This is a genomic window from Ruania halotolerans (genome assembly GCF_021049285.1).
Lineage (GTDB): Bacteria > Actinomycetota > Actinomycetes > Actinomycetales > Beutenbergiaceae > Ruania > Ruania halotolerans.
On the sequence record NZ_CP088017.1, the window covers coordinates 2,751,103 to 2,763,742 of the forward strand.

Genomic DNA, 12,640 nt, shown 5'->3' on the forward strand with positions numbered 1-12,640 from the left:
CACGGCGCGTCGAGGTCGTCAGTACTCCTCATCCGGATCGCTCTCATCGCTGGGCAGGACCACCGCTTGATCGGCCACGTCCGCCTCATCCGCCGTTCCGGACAGATCCGGACGCGGTGTGTGCGGGTGGTAATCCTCACCGGTATCACTCGGCTCGCGCTCGTCCGCCTCTTGTACCAAGTCAGTGGGCCCCTCCGAGACCACTGGCTCAACGCGCTCGGCCTCGTCGACCTCCGGGGCGATCACGCCCGCGTCACGCCAGGATTCTGTTCCGGGTCGAGTGCTCATCGCTCCTCCTCCAGTGACGGGTGACTGAGTGCCTCCCTCACCATGGTGAACCCATCGGGGCAGTGATGCGACCGGTGCGCACGGGTCAGGCGGGTGCGCCGACCGTGAGCCGATAGGGGTCGGCTGCGTACACGCCGAGGATCGTCACCTCGCGGGTGAAGAACGCGAGTTCCTCGAGCGCGCGCCGCACCGGTTCGTCATCCGGGTGCCCATCCACCTCGGCCAGGAACTGGGTAGCAACGAACTCCCCACCCACCATGTAGCTTTCCAGTTTGGTCATGTTCACCCCGTTGGTGGCAAACCCGCCGAGGGCCTTGTAGAGCGCGGCCGGAAGGTTGCGGACCCGGAAGACAAATGTGGTCACGGTGGGGCCGTTTCCGGCCGCGACGCGCGCCGGCTCCGGGGAGAGCACCACGAACCGTGTGGTGTTGTGGTCCTCGTCCTCCACGTCGGCGGCGAGCACCTGCAACCCGTAGATCTCCGCGGCGAGCGGCGGGGCGATCGCGGCCTGTGTCAGGTCACCCGATTCGGCCACCTCCCGTGCGGCGCCGGCCGTGTCACCGGAAATGACTGGCTCGAGGCCGTGCTCGCGGATGATCCGGCGGCACTGGCCGAGCGCGTGCACGTGCGAGTGCACGGTGGCAAGGGAATCAAGGGTGCTGCCGGGCAGGCCCATCAGCATGAAGCGGATACGCAGGAAGTGCTCAGCGACGATGTGCAGGCCCGAGGTGGGCAGGAAGTGGTGAATGTCGGCTACTCGGCCCGCCAGCGAGTTGTCGATCGGGATCATCGCCAGCTCTGCGTCGCCACCTTCGACGGCCGCGAAGACGTCCTCGAACGAGGCGCACGGTACCGGCTGGGCGTCTGGGTACTGCTGTCTACAGACAATGTCAGAGTTGGCGCCGGGCTCTCCCTGGTACGCGATTCGTCGCACAGTCACGTCCGCCATCCTTCCACGCTCAACGAGGCGCGCTCCTCACACCATCACCCACAGGTGTGAGCGATCCTCGTCATGCCCCGGACACACCAAGTGACGCCGCACGAAACGTGACTCTCGTAGCGTGCTCGCTACCCAACCCGGGAGGAGCCGCCATGTACGTCAAGCCCCATGACCTGGTGACCACCATGATCGACGCCGGTGAGTCCAAGGTGTTCATGTCTACCCGAGACACGCTGGTCCGAGCAGCGATGGGTGGCGCGCTGCTGGCACTCGCCGCCGCGTTCGCCGTCACAGTGAGCGTGACCACGCAGATCCCGATTCTTGGTGCCGTCTTGTTCCCGGTCGGGTTCATCATGTTGTACCTGCTCGGTTACGACCTGCTCACCGGTGTGTTCGTCCTGGCGCCGCTCGCCTGGTTGGCCAAACGCCCCGGCGTGACGATCCGCGGGGTGCTGCGCAACTGGGGCCTGGTGTTCGCTGGGAACTTCGCAGGTGCTTTCTCGGTGGCGGTGATGATGGCCATCGTGGTCACCTTCGGGTTCGCCACCGCGCCGAATGAAGTGGGTGAGGCGATCGGGCACATCGGCGAGGGCAGGACTCTCGGCTACGCCGAGCACGGCGCCTCGGGAATGCTCACGCTGTTCGTGCGCGGCATGCTGTGCAACTGGATGGTGTCCCTCGGTGTGGCCGGCGCGATGATCGCCAAGGACGTGCCCGGGAAGGCACTCGCCATGTGGATGCCGATCATGCTGTTCTTCTTCATGGGCTTCGAACACTCGATCGTGAACATGTTCCTGTTCCCATCCGGCATCCTGCTCGGCGGCGACTTCACGGTGGCCGACTACCTGATCTGGAACGAGATCCCCACCGTTCTCGGCAACCTGGTGGGAGGCCTGATCTTCACGGCGATCCCGTTGTACGTCACGCACGCCCGGACTGCGGCGAGCCGCTCCGCCGTCGCGGCAGACCGCGAAGAGAAGGCCCCGCAACCCGCCTGACCCACCCCTCCCCTCCGCTCACGCCACCTCTCCGCTCACCCTGCCGCGAGTGCGGTGGATCTCGCTCATATCGTGAGATATGCGCGAGATGGGCCGCACTCGCGGCGTGGGGGTGGCGGGGTGTGGGGGGTGTGGGGGTGCCGGGGTCAGCGGGCGGCGGTCTCCCCACCGGGGGTGAAGCCATGCCGCTGGCCCAGGCGGGCGAGGATCTGCTGGGCGACCACCAGGTCCGCTCGGCCCTGCGGCGCTGCCGAGGAGGGCAGCTCACCCGCGGTGACGTACCGGTGGAAGGCGGTCAGCTCGTTCTCGAACGCCTCCTGCTGCGGGGTGCGGTGCTCGGCACGGACCTCACCGCCGTCCTCGCCACGGCTCGTGATCATCAGGACGGTGGGGGCGTTCAGGAGATACGGAACGGTGAAGACCAGACTCACACTGCCGCCGTCGTGGTGGAACGTGACCGTTTCGCGGTAGTCCGGGTGCTCGGGCAAGTAGTGCCAGCCCACGTGCAGCCGCGCGCCGCCGACGACCGTGCCGATCACTTCGACCGATCCCGGGTCCGCCCCCTGCGCTCCCCACGTGGCAGCGGATTCGACGGTCTCGATCGGATGCCCGAGGTGCCGCAGCAGCGAGATGTCGTGCACGATCGAGCCGATCAGCACACCTTCGTACAGCCGCCGCCAGCGGACGTCCAGGTCCGCGCCGACGGCCGCATCCAAGGCCGCCCCGGTGGGCGCAATCGCGGTGGCGAGGGCGTCGGGGCTCACATCGGTGGCCGGCGGTAGCAGCCGTGCGAACTCGAGCTGAGCCGTGCTGGAGGGATGCAGGATCTCCACGGTGATTGCCCGCACATTACGCCCGGCGAGGGCGCGCGCCGCACCGGCAGTGGCCGGGTCGTACTCCTTCATGTAGCCGAGCTGGACTCGGGCACCAGTGGCCTCGATCGCGTCCACCTCACTCTCAGCGAGGGCGAGCGGCTTCTCGCAGAACACCGCGATGCCGGCTTCGGCGAGAGCCACCACATCTGCGCCGTGGGTGCCACTGGTGGCCACCAGCACGGCATCCAGCGGGCAGGAGCCATCGGTGTGCGCAGCGAGGAGCTCGCCGCGGGAGGTGAACCGACCCGGCACCCCGTACCTGCCGGCCACGGTGGCTGTCCGCTCGGCGGAGAGGTCGGCCACAGCGGCGATCTCGTACAGATCCCAGCGGCGGGCGAGCAGCGGCAGGTGCACACTCTGCGTGACGGCGCCGAGGCCGAGCACGCCGATCCGGAGACGGCTCATGCCATGCCCTCCTTCGGGAACCACGGAGTCAGAGCGTCACGGTTGTGCAGCTGGTGCGCCTGCGGCTGGCCCGGGTCGTCACCGAGCTGGGGGATCACGTCCTGCTCCACCACGAGCCAGCCGTGGAAGCCGCTGGCGATAATCTGCTCCATCACACCCGCCACGTCCAGGTCTCCGGTGCCGAGCGGAACGAAGGCCCCCTCGGTCCACACCTGCCGCATCCCCGCCTTGCGGGCCACGACGTCACGCAGTACTGCGGTGCGCACGTCCTTGATGTGCAGGTGGTCGATCCGGCTCTGCCACCGGCGTAGCCCCTCGAGTGGATCGCCGCCGCCGATGATGAGGTGCCCGGTGTCGAAGGTGAGGCCGATCTCGGTGCGAGCCAGCAGTTCGTCGATCTCCGCAGGAGTCTCCACATGGGTGCACGCATGGTGATGGAACGTCGGCCGAAGGCCGTACTCTCCGGCGATCTCGACGGCGGTGCCCACGTTGCGTGCGAGCGTGTCCCACCCGCGGTCGTCCAGACTCAGGCCCGCTCCCCCGCCCGGGTTGGCCCGGCGGGCGTCCGAACCGGAGTCCGCGAGGGTGGGCCGGGGTGGGGTGTCCGGGTGCAGCTCGGCACCCTCGGCGAAGAACTCCATCGCGTCCCGGTAGCCGGGCAGCGCGGCCATGAACGCGTCGGCATCGGTGAGCGGCAGATCCACCCAGCCACCGGCGAGGGCCAGACCGTTCCGGCGCAGCCGGTCCCGCAACTCCTGGCCGCGACCGAGCATGCCGATGGGGCCGGAGTCGATGCCGGCGTATCCGGCAGTGGCGATCATCGTGGCGAGCTCGTCGGCACCGGGCAGTTGCACCCCGTCCTCGGCGTCCAGTTCGAACACGCCGTAGGAGACGGGGGCGTTGGCGAGGGTGATCATGACTGGTTCTCCGAGGGGAAGGCGAGGCTGGCCGCGGGGCGTGCCGCGCTGCTCGGCCAGCGGCTGGTGATGGCCTTGGCGCGGGTGTAGAAGTTGAGACCTTCGCGCCCGTAGATGTGGGTGTCGCCGAAGAGGGAGTCCTTGCGGCCGCCGAAGGAGAAGGATCCGGCCGGCACCGGGATCGGCACGTTGATGCCGACCATCCCGGACTGGACCTCGCGCTGGAAGCGCCGGGCAGCACCGCCGGAGCTGGTGAAGATGGCCGCGCCATTGCCGTATGGGTTGGCGTTGACGATCTCGAGCGCCTCGTCGAGATCGGCGGCGCGGAGCACCACCAACACCGGGCCGAAGATCTCCTCGGTGTAGGCGGTCGAGGTGACCGGCACGTTGTCGACCAGCGTGGGGCCGATGAAGTTGCCGCCTTCGTACCCGGGAACAGTCAGGTCGCGCCCATCGAGCACGATCTCCGCGCCCTCGCTCTCCGCCGTGGCGACGATGGAGCGGATCCGCTCCGCGGCCTGCGGGGTGATCACCGGACCCATCTCGGAGCGCGCGTCCGTGTACGGGCCGACCACGACCGAGCGACCCCGCTCGGCGATCGCCTTCACCAGCGGAGCCGTCTCCTCGGCGGTGCCCACCGTCACGACGGCGGAAATCGCCATGCATCGCTGGCCGGCGGAGCCGAAGCCGGCCGCCACCAGGTGATCGGCAGCCTCGGTGATGTCGGCGTCGGGCATGATCACGGCGTGGTTCTTCGCCCCGCCGAGGGCCTGGACGCGCTTGCCGTTGGCGCTGGCGCGCTGGTAGACGTGCTTGGCGATCGGGGTGGAGCCGACGAACGAGACGGCGGCAATACCGGGGTGGTCAAGGATGCCGTTGACCAGATCGGGACCGCCGTGCAGCACACTGAAGACACCGGCCGGCAGACCGGCCTCGGCCCACAGGTCGGCGAGCAGCAGTGACGCCGACGGGTCCCGCTCGGAGGGCTTGAGGATGAAGGCGTTCCCCGCAGCGATCGCGATCGGGGCCATCCACAGCGGCACCATCACGGGGAAGTTGAACGGCGTGATGCCGGCCACCACACCGAGAGCCTCACGGTAGGCGTAGACGTCCACCCCGGTGGAGACCTGATCGGCGTAGGAGCCCTGCAGGTGCTGCCCGATCCCGCAGGCGAAGTCGATGTTCTCCAGACCACGGGTGATCTCACCCTGCGCATCGTCCAGCGTCTTCCCGTGCTCGGCTGAGATGAGTTCGGCGAGCTCGGCCCGGCGGGTCGAGACGAGGTGCCGGAACGCGAACAGCACGGCGGAGCGCTTGGACAGCGACATCTGGGACCAGGACTCATGCGCCTGTGTAGCCGCGGCCACGGTCTCCTCGAGTTCGGCAGTGCCTGCGGCGTGAACCACAGCGATCACGCCGCCGGTCGCCGGATCGGTGATCTCGATGGCGGGACCGTCGGTACTGCGACGCTCCCCGCTGATGACGTGCTCGACGCTACGCGTGCTCATGCTTCCTCCCGGCCTCGACGGCGGTACGGTCCGGGCGTCGAACCGCACTCACGCCTTGCCCTATCGTCCCATCGTATGACCGGTTCTTGTCAAACTTTGTTAGGACAAACGACGTTTCACTGGGAGTTTGCCTGCCCCTTGGTCAGGTGGCCGGGAACCAGAGTCCGATCTCGCGTTCTGCGCTCTGTGGCGAGTCCGATCCGTGCACGAGGTTCTGCTGGACCTTGAGGCCCCAGTCACGGCCAAGGTCACCGCGAATGGTCCCCGGTAAGGCTGCCGTCGGATCGGTCGCACCGGCCAGGGCACGGAAGCCCTCGATCACGCGGTGCCCCTCGACTACGGCGGCGAGCACCGGCCCGGACTTCATGAAATCCACGAGCGGTGCGTAGAACGGCTTGCCCTCGTGTTCGGCATAGTGAGCGGCGAGCAGTTCGTCGTCCGCGGTGCGCAACTGCAGTGCCACCAGGGTGTACCCCTTGGCCTCGATACGGCGCAGGATCTCCCCACTCAGGCCGCGCTGGACGCCGTCCGGCTTGACGAGGATGAGGGTGCGTTCGATGTTCTCAGTCATACCCGCGAGCGTAACGTCCCCGCAGTGCCCCGATGGCGCCTACGACGGCCCCGCCGATGGCGAATCTGCCGCCTGACGCTGCGCACGTTCGCGGTCAATCTTGGTACCGAGCCACACGGCCGTGATCCAGACGACGATGAACACCCCTCCCACGAACCACATCGCGGGGATGACGAGCCCGCCGAGCAGGAAGATCACCTGCGCGATCGAGCCGAGCACCAGTCCGATCCGGGTGCGTTGCAACCGAGCCGCCACGGCACAGAGCACCGTCATCACCGCGCCAGCGGCGACGATCACGGCCGGGTCGGCCACCCGCAGGCCGAAGCCCACGAGCACCACGAACAGCACGAGCAGGACCTCAAGCCACAGCACGCTGGTGCAGAACAGCGGACGGGCCGGGCGCGGCGGCTTCGAGGGGGCCGCACCCGCGGCTGAGGAAGTCACCGGTCCAGGGTAGTGCCCGCCCCAGGAGCCCCCGGTCCGCCGGACCCGTCCCGATCCGCCGTATCGGCGCTGGAGGTGCCGGCGGGGGCGAGCGTTCCATCGGCGCCGGAGAGGCCGCCGTCGTGCGCTGCCTGTTCCATCACGGCTTCACCACGCGCGACCATCCCGGCCGTATCGGAGAGGGTGACTTCCCTGAGGAAGAGCGTGAGCAGGAAGCCTGCCGCCAGCAGCGGCACCAGGTACCAGAAGCTCGGGGCGAGGGCGTCGGCATAGGAATCCACCACGATCTGCTTGACGGCCGCGGGCATCTCGTTCACGGCCTGCGGAGTGAGGGAGTCCACGCCCAGATCACCACCCGCTCCTGGAGCAACACCGGCACCGGCAAAGCCGGCGCTGAGGTTGTCCACCAACCGCGAGGTGAAGATCGTGCTGAACAGCGCGGTCCCCACGGCAGCCCCGATCTCGCGGATGAAGTTGTTCGCACTGGTGGCGGTGCCGATCTCGCGGGGGTCCACGGAGTTCTGCACGGCGAGCACGATCGTCTGCATCACCAGACCCAGTCCGGCACCGAGCACGAAGATCATCGCGGAGAACACCAGCAGCGAGATGTCGCCGGTGAGCTGGGTCAGCCAGATCAGACCCAGGGTCGCGATGGCCATCCCGACGATCGGGAAGATCCGGTACTTGCCCATCCGCACGATCGCGAGCCCGGAGGCGATCGAGGTGAGCATCAGCCCGGCCATCATCGGCAGCATCAGCAGGCCGGACTGGGTCACGCCGGTGCCGGTGGCCATCTGCAGGAACGTCGGCAGGAAGCCAAGGGCAGCGAACATGCTCATCCCGATCACCAGGCCCACCCCACTGGCGATCGCGAACGTGCGGATTTTGAACAGGTGCAGCGGCAACAGCGGGTCCGAGGCGCGCCGCTCCACGGCGATGAAGCCGGCGATGACGGCCAGTGTGCCGATCACGAGGGCGAGCAATCCCGGGTCGGTCCAGTCATACCCGGCGTTTCCACTCCAGGATTCCCAGCTGGTGGCGAGCACGATGCCGGAGGTGCCGGAGCTGAGCAGGATGATTCCGGCCACGTCCACTCGCTTGGTGGAGCGATGGCTGGGCAGGCGCAGCGTGCGCCAGGCGATCACCATGGCGATCAGCCCGATCGGCACGTTCAGCCAGAAGCACCAGCGCCAGTCGGCGTGGTCGGTGAACAAACCGCCGAGCAGCGGGCCGAGCACGGCGGAGATCCCGAACAGTGCTCCCATCGGCCCCATGTACTTGCCGCGCTCCCGGGCCGGCACGATGTCGGCGATGATCGCCTGGGAGAGGATCATCAGGCCACCGCCGCCGAGTCCCTGCACGCCGCGCCAGAACACCAGCCACCCGAAACTCCCGGAAAACCCGGCACCCACTGAGGCGAGGGTGAACAGGCCGATGGCGATGAGGAAGGGCCAGCGCCGGCCCCAGAGGTCACCGAATTTGCCGTACAGCGGCATCGCGATCGCCACCGCGAGGATGTAGGCGGTGATGAGCCAGCCCTGGTGCTCCACCCCGTTGAGTTCACCCACGATCGTGGGCATCGCGGTGCCGAGGATGGACTGGTCCAGGGAGGCCATGAACATGCCCGCCATCAGGGCGGCGAAAATCAGCCAGACCGTGCGCTTGTTCAGCACGACCTTCTGCGATTCCGTGGGCGGCACGGTGGTGGTTGCCATGAGAGTTCCTCGATATTGGGCGAAGGGCAGGCGATGCTGCCCCCCGCAGAAGGTGGTGGATCCGATGAGTGCCCGACGGCGTCGGTCACGTGGCGTGGGCGCAGGTCAGGTGATCAGGGTGCGCAAGTCGGCGTAGGCACGGTCGATGTGATCGCGGGGGTGCCCCGCTCCCCCGGCGTCATGCCAGAGCGAGGTGGACCAGCGGGCGAGGTGGAACAGGTTCATCGCATACAGCTCCGGCAGCGAATCGCTCTCGGGCAGGCCGAGCCTGGTCCGGATGAGCCCCTCGACCTCCTTGCGCGCCGCCTCGAAGATCGCCATGTGGTGCGTCACAAGCGTGGGTTCACACTTGACGATCTCGATCACCGCTGCCATGCGCTGCTTCGACGGGAACGGGTGATCGAGAAGATGCGCGAGCAGCGTGCGGGTGTCGGCGGCGAAATCGCCCTGCGGTCCGCCCGCGGTGTAGCTCGCGGCCATCTCGGGATCGAGGCTCAGCGGTGCCGCCCCGAGCGCCGCGTGCATCTTGGACTCGAAGTAGTTGAAGAAGGTCCGCACCGAGACGCCGACCTGCTCACAGATCGCTTCGACCGTGACGTTCTCGAGTCCCTGCTCGCGGATCAGCTCATGGGTCGCGTCAATCAGTGCGTCGCGCCGCGCGATCTTCTTTCGCTCCCGGAGCCCGAGATCATTCTGCATGGCATGCATTTTTGCATAGCGTGCAATGTTTGATCCAGTGCGCGGCGCGATACGACCCGTGACGTGCCACACACACCCACGACGAAGGTGATCCCGGTGTCGCGATCACGGCCGATCACGACCAATCACGACACCGGGATCACCTCTCGTCACGGTGTTGAGGACTACTCCTCGCCGAAACCGGCCGCCACATCGGCTTCGATGGCATCCAACGCCTCAATCGCTTGCGGGCCGGTCGCCTCCACGCGCAGCTCAGCCCCGGCGGTCAGCCCCAGCCCCATGATCGCCAGAATGCTCGCTGCGTCGATCCCGTTGAGCCGTACCTCGGCATCGAACTCCCCCACCTTGCGGGCCAGCATCGCCGCCGGCCGCGCGTGCAACCCCAGTCGGTTGCGCAGCACGAGCGTGCGCGCGTGCTCGGCCGGACTTGATTCCGCAGGCTCGGCCGGCGCGGCACCGGATGCGGCGTCGCTGGCGTCTTCGCGGTCCGCGGGCCCGAAGGTGGTGCCCGCTTCCTCAGCGGCCGCGTGCACCGCCCTCCCGTCCGCGCCTCCCTGCGCCGTCACCGCGGCGGCCACAGCTCCCTCCACGAACGGGGCATCGGCGAGGAAGAGGCGGTCGTCGTCGGCCATCTCGAGCACCGACTCGGCGGTGAGCGCAGCAGATCCGAGGTCGGTGAGCAGCACCACCGCGCCGGCGCCCTCATCCAGTAGTCCGGTGACGGCCCGCTCCACGAGGTCGTAGCTGGTGCCGATCGGGCCGTCATCGGTTCCGCCCGCTGCGCGGATCGCCACATCGGGTGCCATCTGCGCGGCCACCTCGGCGGTACCGGCCGCGAGCGCCGCCGAGTGGGAGACCAGCACGAGAGCGGTGGTGGCCTCAGGCATCGCCGGCAACTTCGGCTGCGGCCTCGAGCAGCAGTGCACTGGACTCTGCCCCCGGGTCACGGTGACCCTGCGAACGCGCTCCCAGGTAACTGGCCCGGCCCTTGCGAGCAATCAACGGCTCCGTGGCCTGCGCACCGGCACGTGCAGCCCGCGCCGCCGCCGTCAGCGCCTCTCGTGCGGATCCGCCAGCGGTCGCCACCTCGCGAGCAGCGTCCGCTGCCGGTGACCAGGCGTCCACCATCGTCTTGTCCTCGAGTTCAGCCTTTCCTCGTGCCACGATTCCACCGAGCGCGGCCTCCAGCACCTCAGCCACGCCGGCGGCGTCCACCGTCTCGCCGGGCGCCGCCTTGGCGGCGCGGAGGTAGGCGGTGCCGTACAACGGTCCGGCAGCCCCGCCCACCGTGGACATGAGCGTCTTCGCCACGAGTGCGAAGACGTCACCCACGGTGCCGGTCTCGGCCGCTTCGAGTTTCGCCAGCGCCGCGGTGTACCCACGGTCCAGGTTCTCCCCGTGGTCGCCGTCCCCGATCGCCCGGTCCAGATCGTTCAGTGCCATCCGATTCGTGCCCACGACGGCGGCGCTCGCCTGTACCCAGGCACGCGCCCAGGCCACGTCCACCGTGTGTGCCACATCCGCCATCAGGCGCCCCACCGCAGCGCAGCGGTGTGCACCGGTGCGTCGTAGAGGTCGAGCAGTTCGTCATCGAGGCGCAGCACGGTCACCGAGGCTCCCTGCATCTCGAGTGAGGTGACGTAGTTGCCGACCAGGGACCGCGAGATGGTCACACCGCGCTGCTCGAGCAGCGCCCGCGCGTGCCGGTAGACGATGTAGAGCTCGGAGGCCGGAGTGCCACCCATGCCGTTGACCAACAGCACCACACGATCATCGGAGGCCACCTGCAGATCGTCAGCGACCGCCGTCAGGAGCCGTTCGGTGATCTCATCGGCCGACGCGGCCGGGATGCGTTCGCGGCCCGGCTCGCCGTGGATGCCGATACCGATTTCGATCTCGTCATCGCCGAGGTCGAAGGATGGCTTCCCGGCGTGCGGGACCGTACATGCGGTGAGCGCCACACCCATCGAGCGGACGTTGGCGTTCACCCGGGTGGCGATCGCAGCCACGGAGTCCAGGTCGTCCCCGCGCTCGGCGGCGGCCCCGGCGATCTTCTCCACGAGCACGGTGCCGGCCACTCCGCGCCGGCCGGCTGTGTAGAGGGAGTCCTGCACGGCCACGTCGTCATCGACCACCACCGTCTTGACGGAGATGTCGTCCAGTTCGGCGAGTTCGGCGGCGGTCTCGAAGTTCAACACGTCCCCGGTGTAGTTCTTCACGATGTGGAGAACACCTGCTCGCCCGTCAGCGGCCTTGGTGGCGGCCACGATGGGGTCCGGGGTGGGTGAGGTGAACATGGCGCCGGGCACGGCCGCATCGAGCATGCCGAGGCCAACGAAGCCGGCGTGCAGCGGTTCGTGACCGCTGCCTCCTCCACTCACCAGACCGACTTTCCCGGCAGCGGGCCCTCCGGCCCGGGAGACGAACAGCGCCCCCGGGTCTCCACTGGAGACCACCAGATCGGCGTGCGCGGCGACGAATCCCTCGACGCTCTCGGCGACGACAGTATGAGGATCGTTGATCAGCTTCTTCATTTTCGGGTGCTCCTTCGCTCGTGCCTCGATGCCGACCGACGGCGGTGGTGTTCATGCGACAGACCCTGCAGACCAACTGTGGACCTTCACGTGCCCGGTTGCCTAGTCCAGATCTGAATTGGTGCACCGAGCCGCCAGCCTGGGCTCCGATTGGCAGCGGAGGTGCTCCGTGTCAGTATCGCTGTATGACGCTGCTGGCACATCACAGGCTGGTCATCGACCAGGTCACGAACTTCATGAGCAACGATTTCGCGATCTCGGACCCGCAGGGTCAGCAAGTCGGTCACATCGAGACTGGCGGAAGCGCGCTGGGCCGGGCGCTGATGGGCAGTCGTGAGCTCACCGTCTTCGATGGGCCGGGCCAACCGTTGCTGCACGTGAAGGACACGGTGACCTTCGGTCGCGACCGGATGGAGATCTTCGACGGTCACGGTCAGCCGTTGGCGCACCTGGTCAAGCGGATCGCGTTCTTCCGGACCCGGGTCACCATCGAGCTCGACGGCACGCCGCTCGAGCTCACCGGGAACATCTGGGGATTCGACTTCACCCTGTCCGGCCCCCGCGGCCAGATGGCCACCGTGGCGCGCAGCTGGTCCGGCATCGGGAAGGCGCTACTCGGGCACAGTCGCTACGTCGTGGACCTCTCCCCCGAACTGGCACCACGCGAACGTCAGGCGGTCCTCGGCGCGGTGATCGCGCTGGACCTGATCCGGGAGAAGCAGCAGCGCAACAACTGATGCGGCCCT

14 protein-coding genes are annotated in these 12,640 nt (G+C 68.1%); 2 read left to right on the forward strand and 12 right to left on the reverse strand.

Annotated elements, in window-relative coordinates; genetic code table 11:
- Positions 1 to 18: 18 nt before the first annotated feature.
- Positions 19 to 288, reverse strand: coding sequence for a hypothetical protein (locus tag LQF10_RS12240; protein ID WP_231064123.1), 270 nt, complete (start codon positions 286 to 288; stop codon positions 19 to 21).
- Positions 289 to 373: 85 nt separating this feature from the next.
- The gene (locus LQF10_RS12245; RefSeq protein WP_231064124.1) at positions 374 to 1,237 is read right to left on the reverse strand and encodes a prephenate dehydratase; all 864 of its coding nucleotides are present in this window, start codon (positions 1,235 to 1,237) and stop codon (positions 374 to 376) included.
- Between the two features lie 143 nt (positions 1,238 to 1,380).
- Between LQF10_RS12245 and LQF10_RS12250 the strand changes: the two genes are divergently transcribed.
- Positions 1,381 to 2,226, forward strand: coding sequence for a formate/nitrite transporter family protein (locus LQF10_RS12250; protein ID WP_231064125.1), 846 nt, complete (start codon positions 1,381 to 1,383; stop codon positions 2,224 to 2,226).
- 146 nt (positions 2,227 to 2,372) lie between these two features.
- On the opposite strand, the gene LQF10_RS19385 is transcribed toward LQF10_RS12250, so the two are convergent.
- The 10 genes from LQF10_RS19385 to dhaK all read right to left on the reverse strand — a co-directional run bounded on the left by LQF10_RS19385 (position 2,373) and on the right by dhaK (position 11,894).
- Complete coding sequence (locus LQF10_RS19385) at positions 2,373 to 3,506, reverse strand: Gfo/Idh/MocA family protein (RefSeq protein WP_290371090.1); 1,134 nt, start codon at positions 3,504 to 3,506, stop codon at positions 2,373 to 2,375.
- Complete coding sequence (locus LQF10_RS12260) at positions 3,503 to 4,423, reverse strand: sugar phosphate isomerase/epimerase family protein (RefSeq protein ID WP_231064126.1); 921 nt, start codon at positions 4,421 to 4,423, stop codon at positions 3,503 to 3,505. Before LQF10_RS12260 ends, LQF10_RS19385 begins: the two co-directional genes overlap by 4 nt.
- Positions 4,420 to 5,931 (reverse strand): CoA-acylating methylmalonate-semialdehyde dehydrogenase, encoded by a 1,512-nt coding sequence (locus tag LQF10_RS12265; RefSeq protein ID WP_231064128.1) that lies wholly within the window; start codon positions 5,929 to 5,931, stop codon positions 4,420 to 4,422. The genes LQF10_RS12260 and LQF10_RS12265 overlap by 4 nt, the downstream gene beginning before the upstream one ends.
- Before the next feature lie 142 nt (positions 5,932 to 6,073).
- Positions 6,074 to 6,502: a nucleoside-diphosphate kinase gene (ndk, locus tag LQF10_RS12270; protein WP_231064129.1), complete on the reverse strand. Its 429-nt coding sequence runs from the start codon at positions 6,500 to 6,502 to the stop codon at positions 6,074 to 6,076.
- A gap of 39 nt (positions 6,503 to 6,541) precedes the next feature.
- Complete coding sequence (locus LQF10_RS12275) at positions 6,542 to 6,946, reverse strand: DUF4233 domain-containing protein (protein ID WP_231064130.1); 405 nt, start codon at positions 6,944 to 6,946, stop codon at positions 6,542 to 6,544.
- The gene (locus LQF10_RS12280) at positions 6,943 to 8,661 is read right to left on the reverse strand and encodes an MDR family MFS transporter (RefSeq protein WP_231064132.1); all 1,719 of its coding nucleotides are present in this window, start codon (positions 8,659 to 8,661) and stop codon (positions 6,943 to 6,945) included. Before LQF10_RS12280 ends, LQF10_RS12275 begins: the two co-directional genes overlap by 4 nt.
- Positions 8,662 to 8,766: 105 nt before the next feature.
- Positions 8,767 to 9,432, reverse strand: coding sequence for a TetR/AcrR family transcriptional regulator (locus LQF10_RS12285; RefSeq protein WP_231064134.1), 666 nt, complete (start codon positions 9,430 to 9,432; stop codon positions 8,767 to 8,769).
- Positions 9,433 to 9,524: 92 nt separating this feature from the next.
- Positions 9,525 to 10,247 (reverse strand): dihydroxyacetone kinase phosphoryl donor subunit DhaM, encoded by a 723-nt coding sequence (dhaM, locus tag LQF10_RS12290; RefSeq protein WP_231064136.1) that lies wholly within the window; start codon positions 10,245 to 10,247, stop codon positions 9,525 to 9,527.
- The gene (dhaL, locus tag LQF10_RS12295) at positions 10,240 to 10,887 is read right to left on the reverse strand and encodes a dihydroxyacetone kinase subunit DhaL (RefSeq protein WP_231064137.1); all 648 of its coding nucleotides are present in this window, start codon (positions 10,885 to 10,887) and stop codon (positions 10,240 to 10,242) included. Before dhaL ends, dhaM begins: the two co-directional genes overlap by 8 nt.
- On the reverse strand, positions 10,887 to 11,894 hold the full coding sequence (gene dhaK, locus LQF10_RS12300; protein WP_231064138.1) for a dihydroxyacetone kinase subunit DhaK: 1,008 nt from the start codon (positions 11,892 to 11,894) through the stop codon (positions 10,887 to 10,889). The genes dhaL and dhaK overlap by 1 nt, the downstream gene beginning before the upstream one ends.
- 185 nt (positions 11,895 to 12,079) lie before the next feature.
- Between dhaK and LQF10_RS12305 the strand changes: the two genes are divergently transcribed.
- A complete protein-coding gene (locus tag LQF10_RS12305) occupies positions 12,080 to 12,631 on the forward strand; it encodes an LURP-one-related/scramblase family protein (protein WP_231064139.1) in 552 nt (183 codons plus the stop codon).
- The last annotated feature ends 9 nt before the right edge of the window (positions 12,632 to 12,640 follow it).

Bases quoted from the DNA above. Each gene is read 5' to 3' on its own strand.
- LQF10_RS12260 (WP_231064126.1), bottom strand. From the start codon at position 4,423: ATGATCACCCTCGCCAACGCCCCCGTCTCCTACGGCGTGTTCGAACTG.
- LQF10_RS12250 (WP_231064125.1), top strand. From the start codon at position 1,381: ATGTACGTCAAGCCCCATGACCTGGTGACCACCATGATCGACGCCGGT.
- dhaM (WP_231064136.1), bottom strand. From the start codon at position 10,247: ATGCCTGAGGCCACCACCGCTCTCGTGCTGGTCTCCCACTCGGCGGCG.
- LQF10_RS19385 (WP_290371090.1), bottom strand. From the start codon at position 3,506: ATGAGCCGTCTCCGGATCGGCGTGCTCGGCCTCGGCGCCGTCACGCAG.
- LQF10_RS12305 (WP_231064139.1), top strand. From the start codon at position 12,080: ATGACGCTGCTGGCACATCACAGGCTGGTCATCGACCAGGTCACGAAC.
- dhaK (WP_231064138.1), bottom strand. From the start codon at position 11,894: ATGAAGAAGCTGATCAACGATCCTCATACTGTCGTCGCCGAGAGCGTC.
- LQF10_RS12245 (WP_231064124.1), bottom strand. From the start codon at position 1,237: ATGGCGGACGTGACTGTGCGACGAATCGCGTACCAGGGAGAGCCCGGC.
- LQF10_RS12265 (WP_231064128.1), bottom strand. From the start codon at position 5,931: ATGAGCACGCGTAGCGTCGAGCACGTCATCAGCGGGGAGCGTCGCAGT.
- dhaL (WP_231064137.1), bottom strand. From the start codon at position 10,887: ATGGCGGATGTGGCACACACGGTGGACGTGGCCTGGGCGCGTGCCTGG.
- LQF10_RS12280 (WP_231064132.1), bottom strand. From the start codon at position 8,661: ATGGCAACCACCACCGTGCCGCCCACGGAATCGCAGAAGGTCGTGCTG.
- ndk (WP_231064129.1), bottom strand. From the start codon at position 6,502: ATGACTGAGAACATCGAACGCACCCTCATCCTCGTCAAGCCGGACGGC.
- LQF10_RS12240 (WP_231064123.1), bottom strand. From the start codon at position 288: ATGAGCACTCGACCCGGAACAGAATCCTGGCGTGACGCGGGCGTGATC.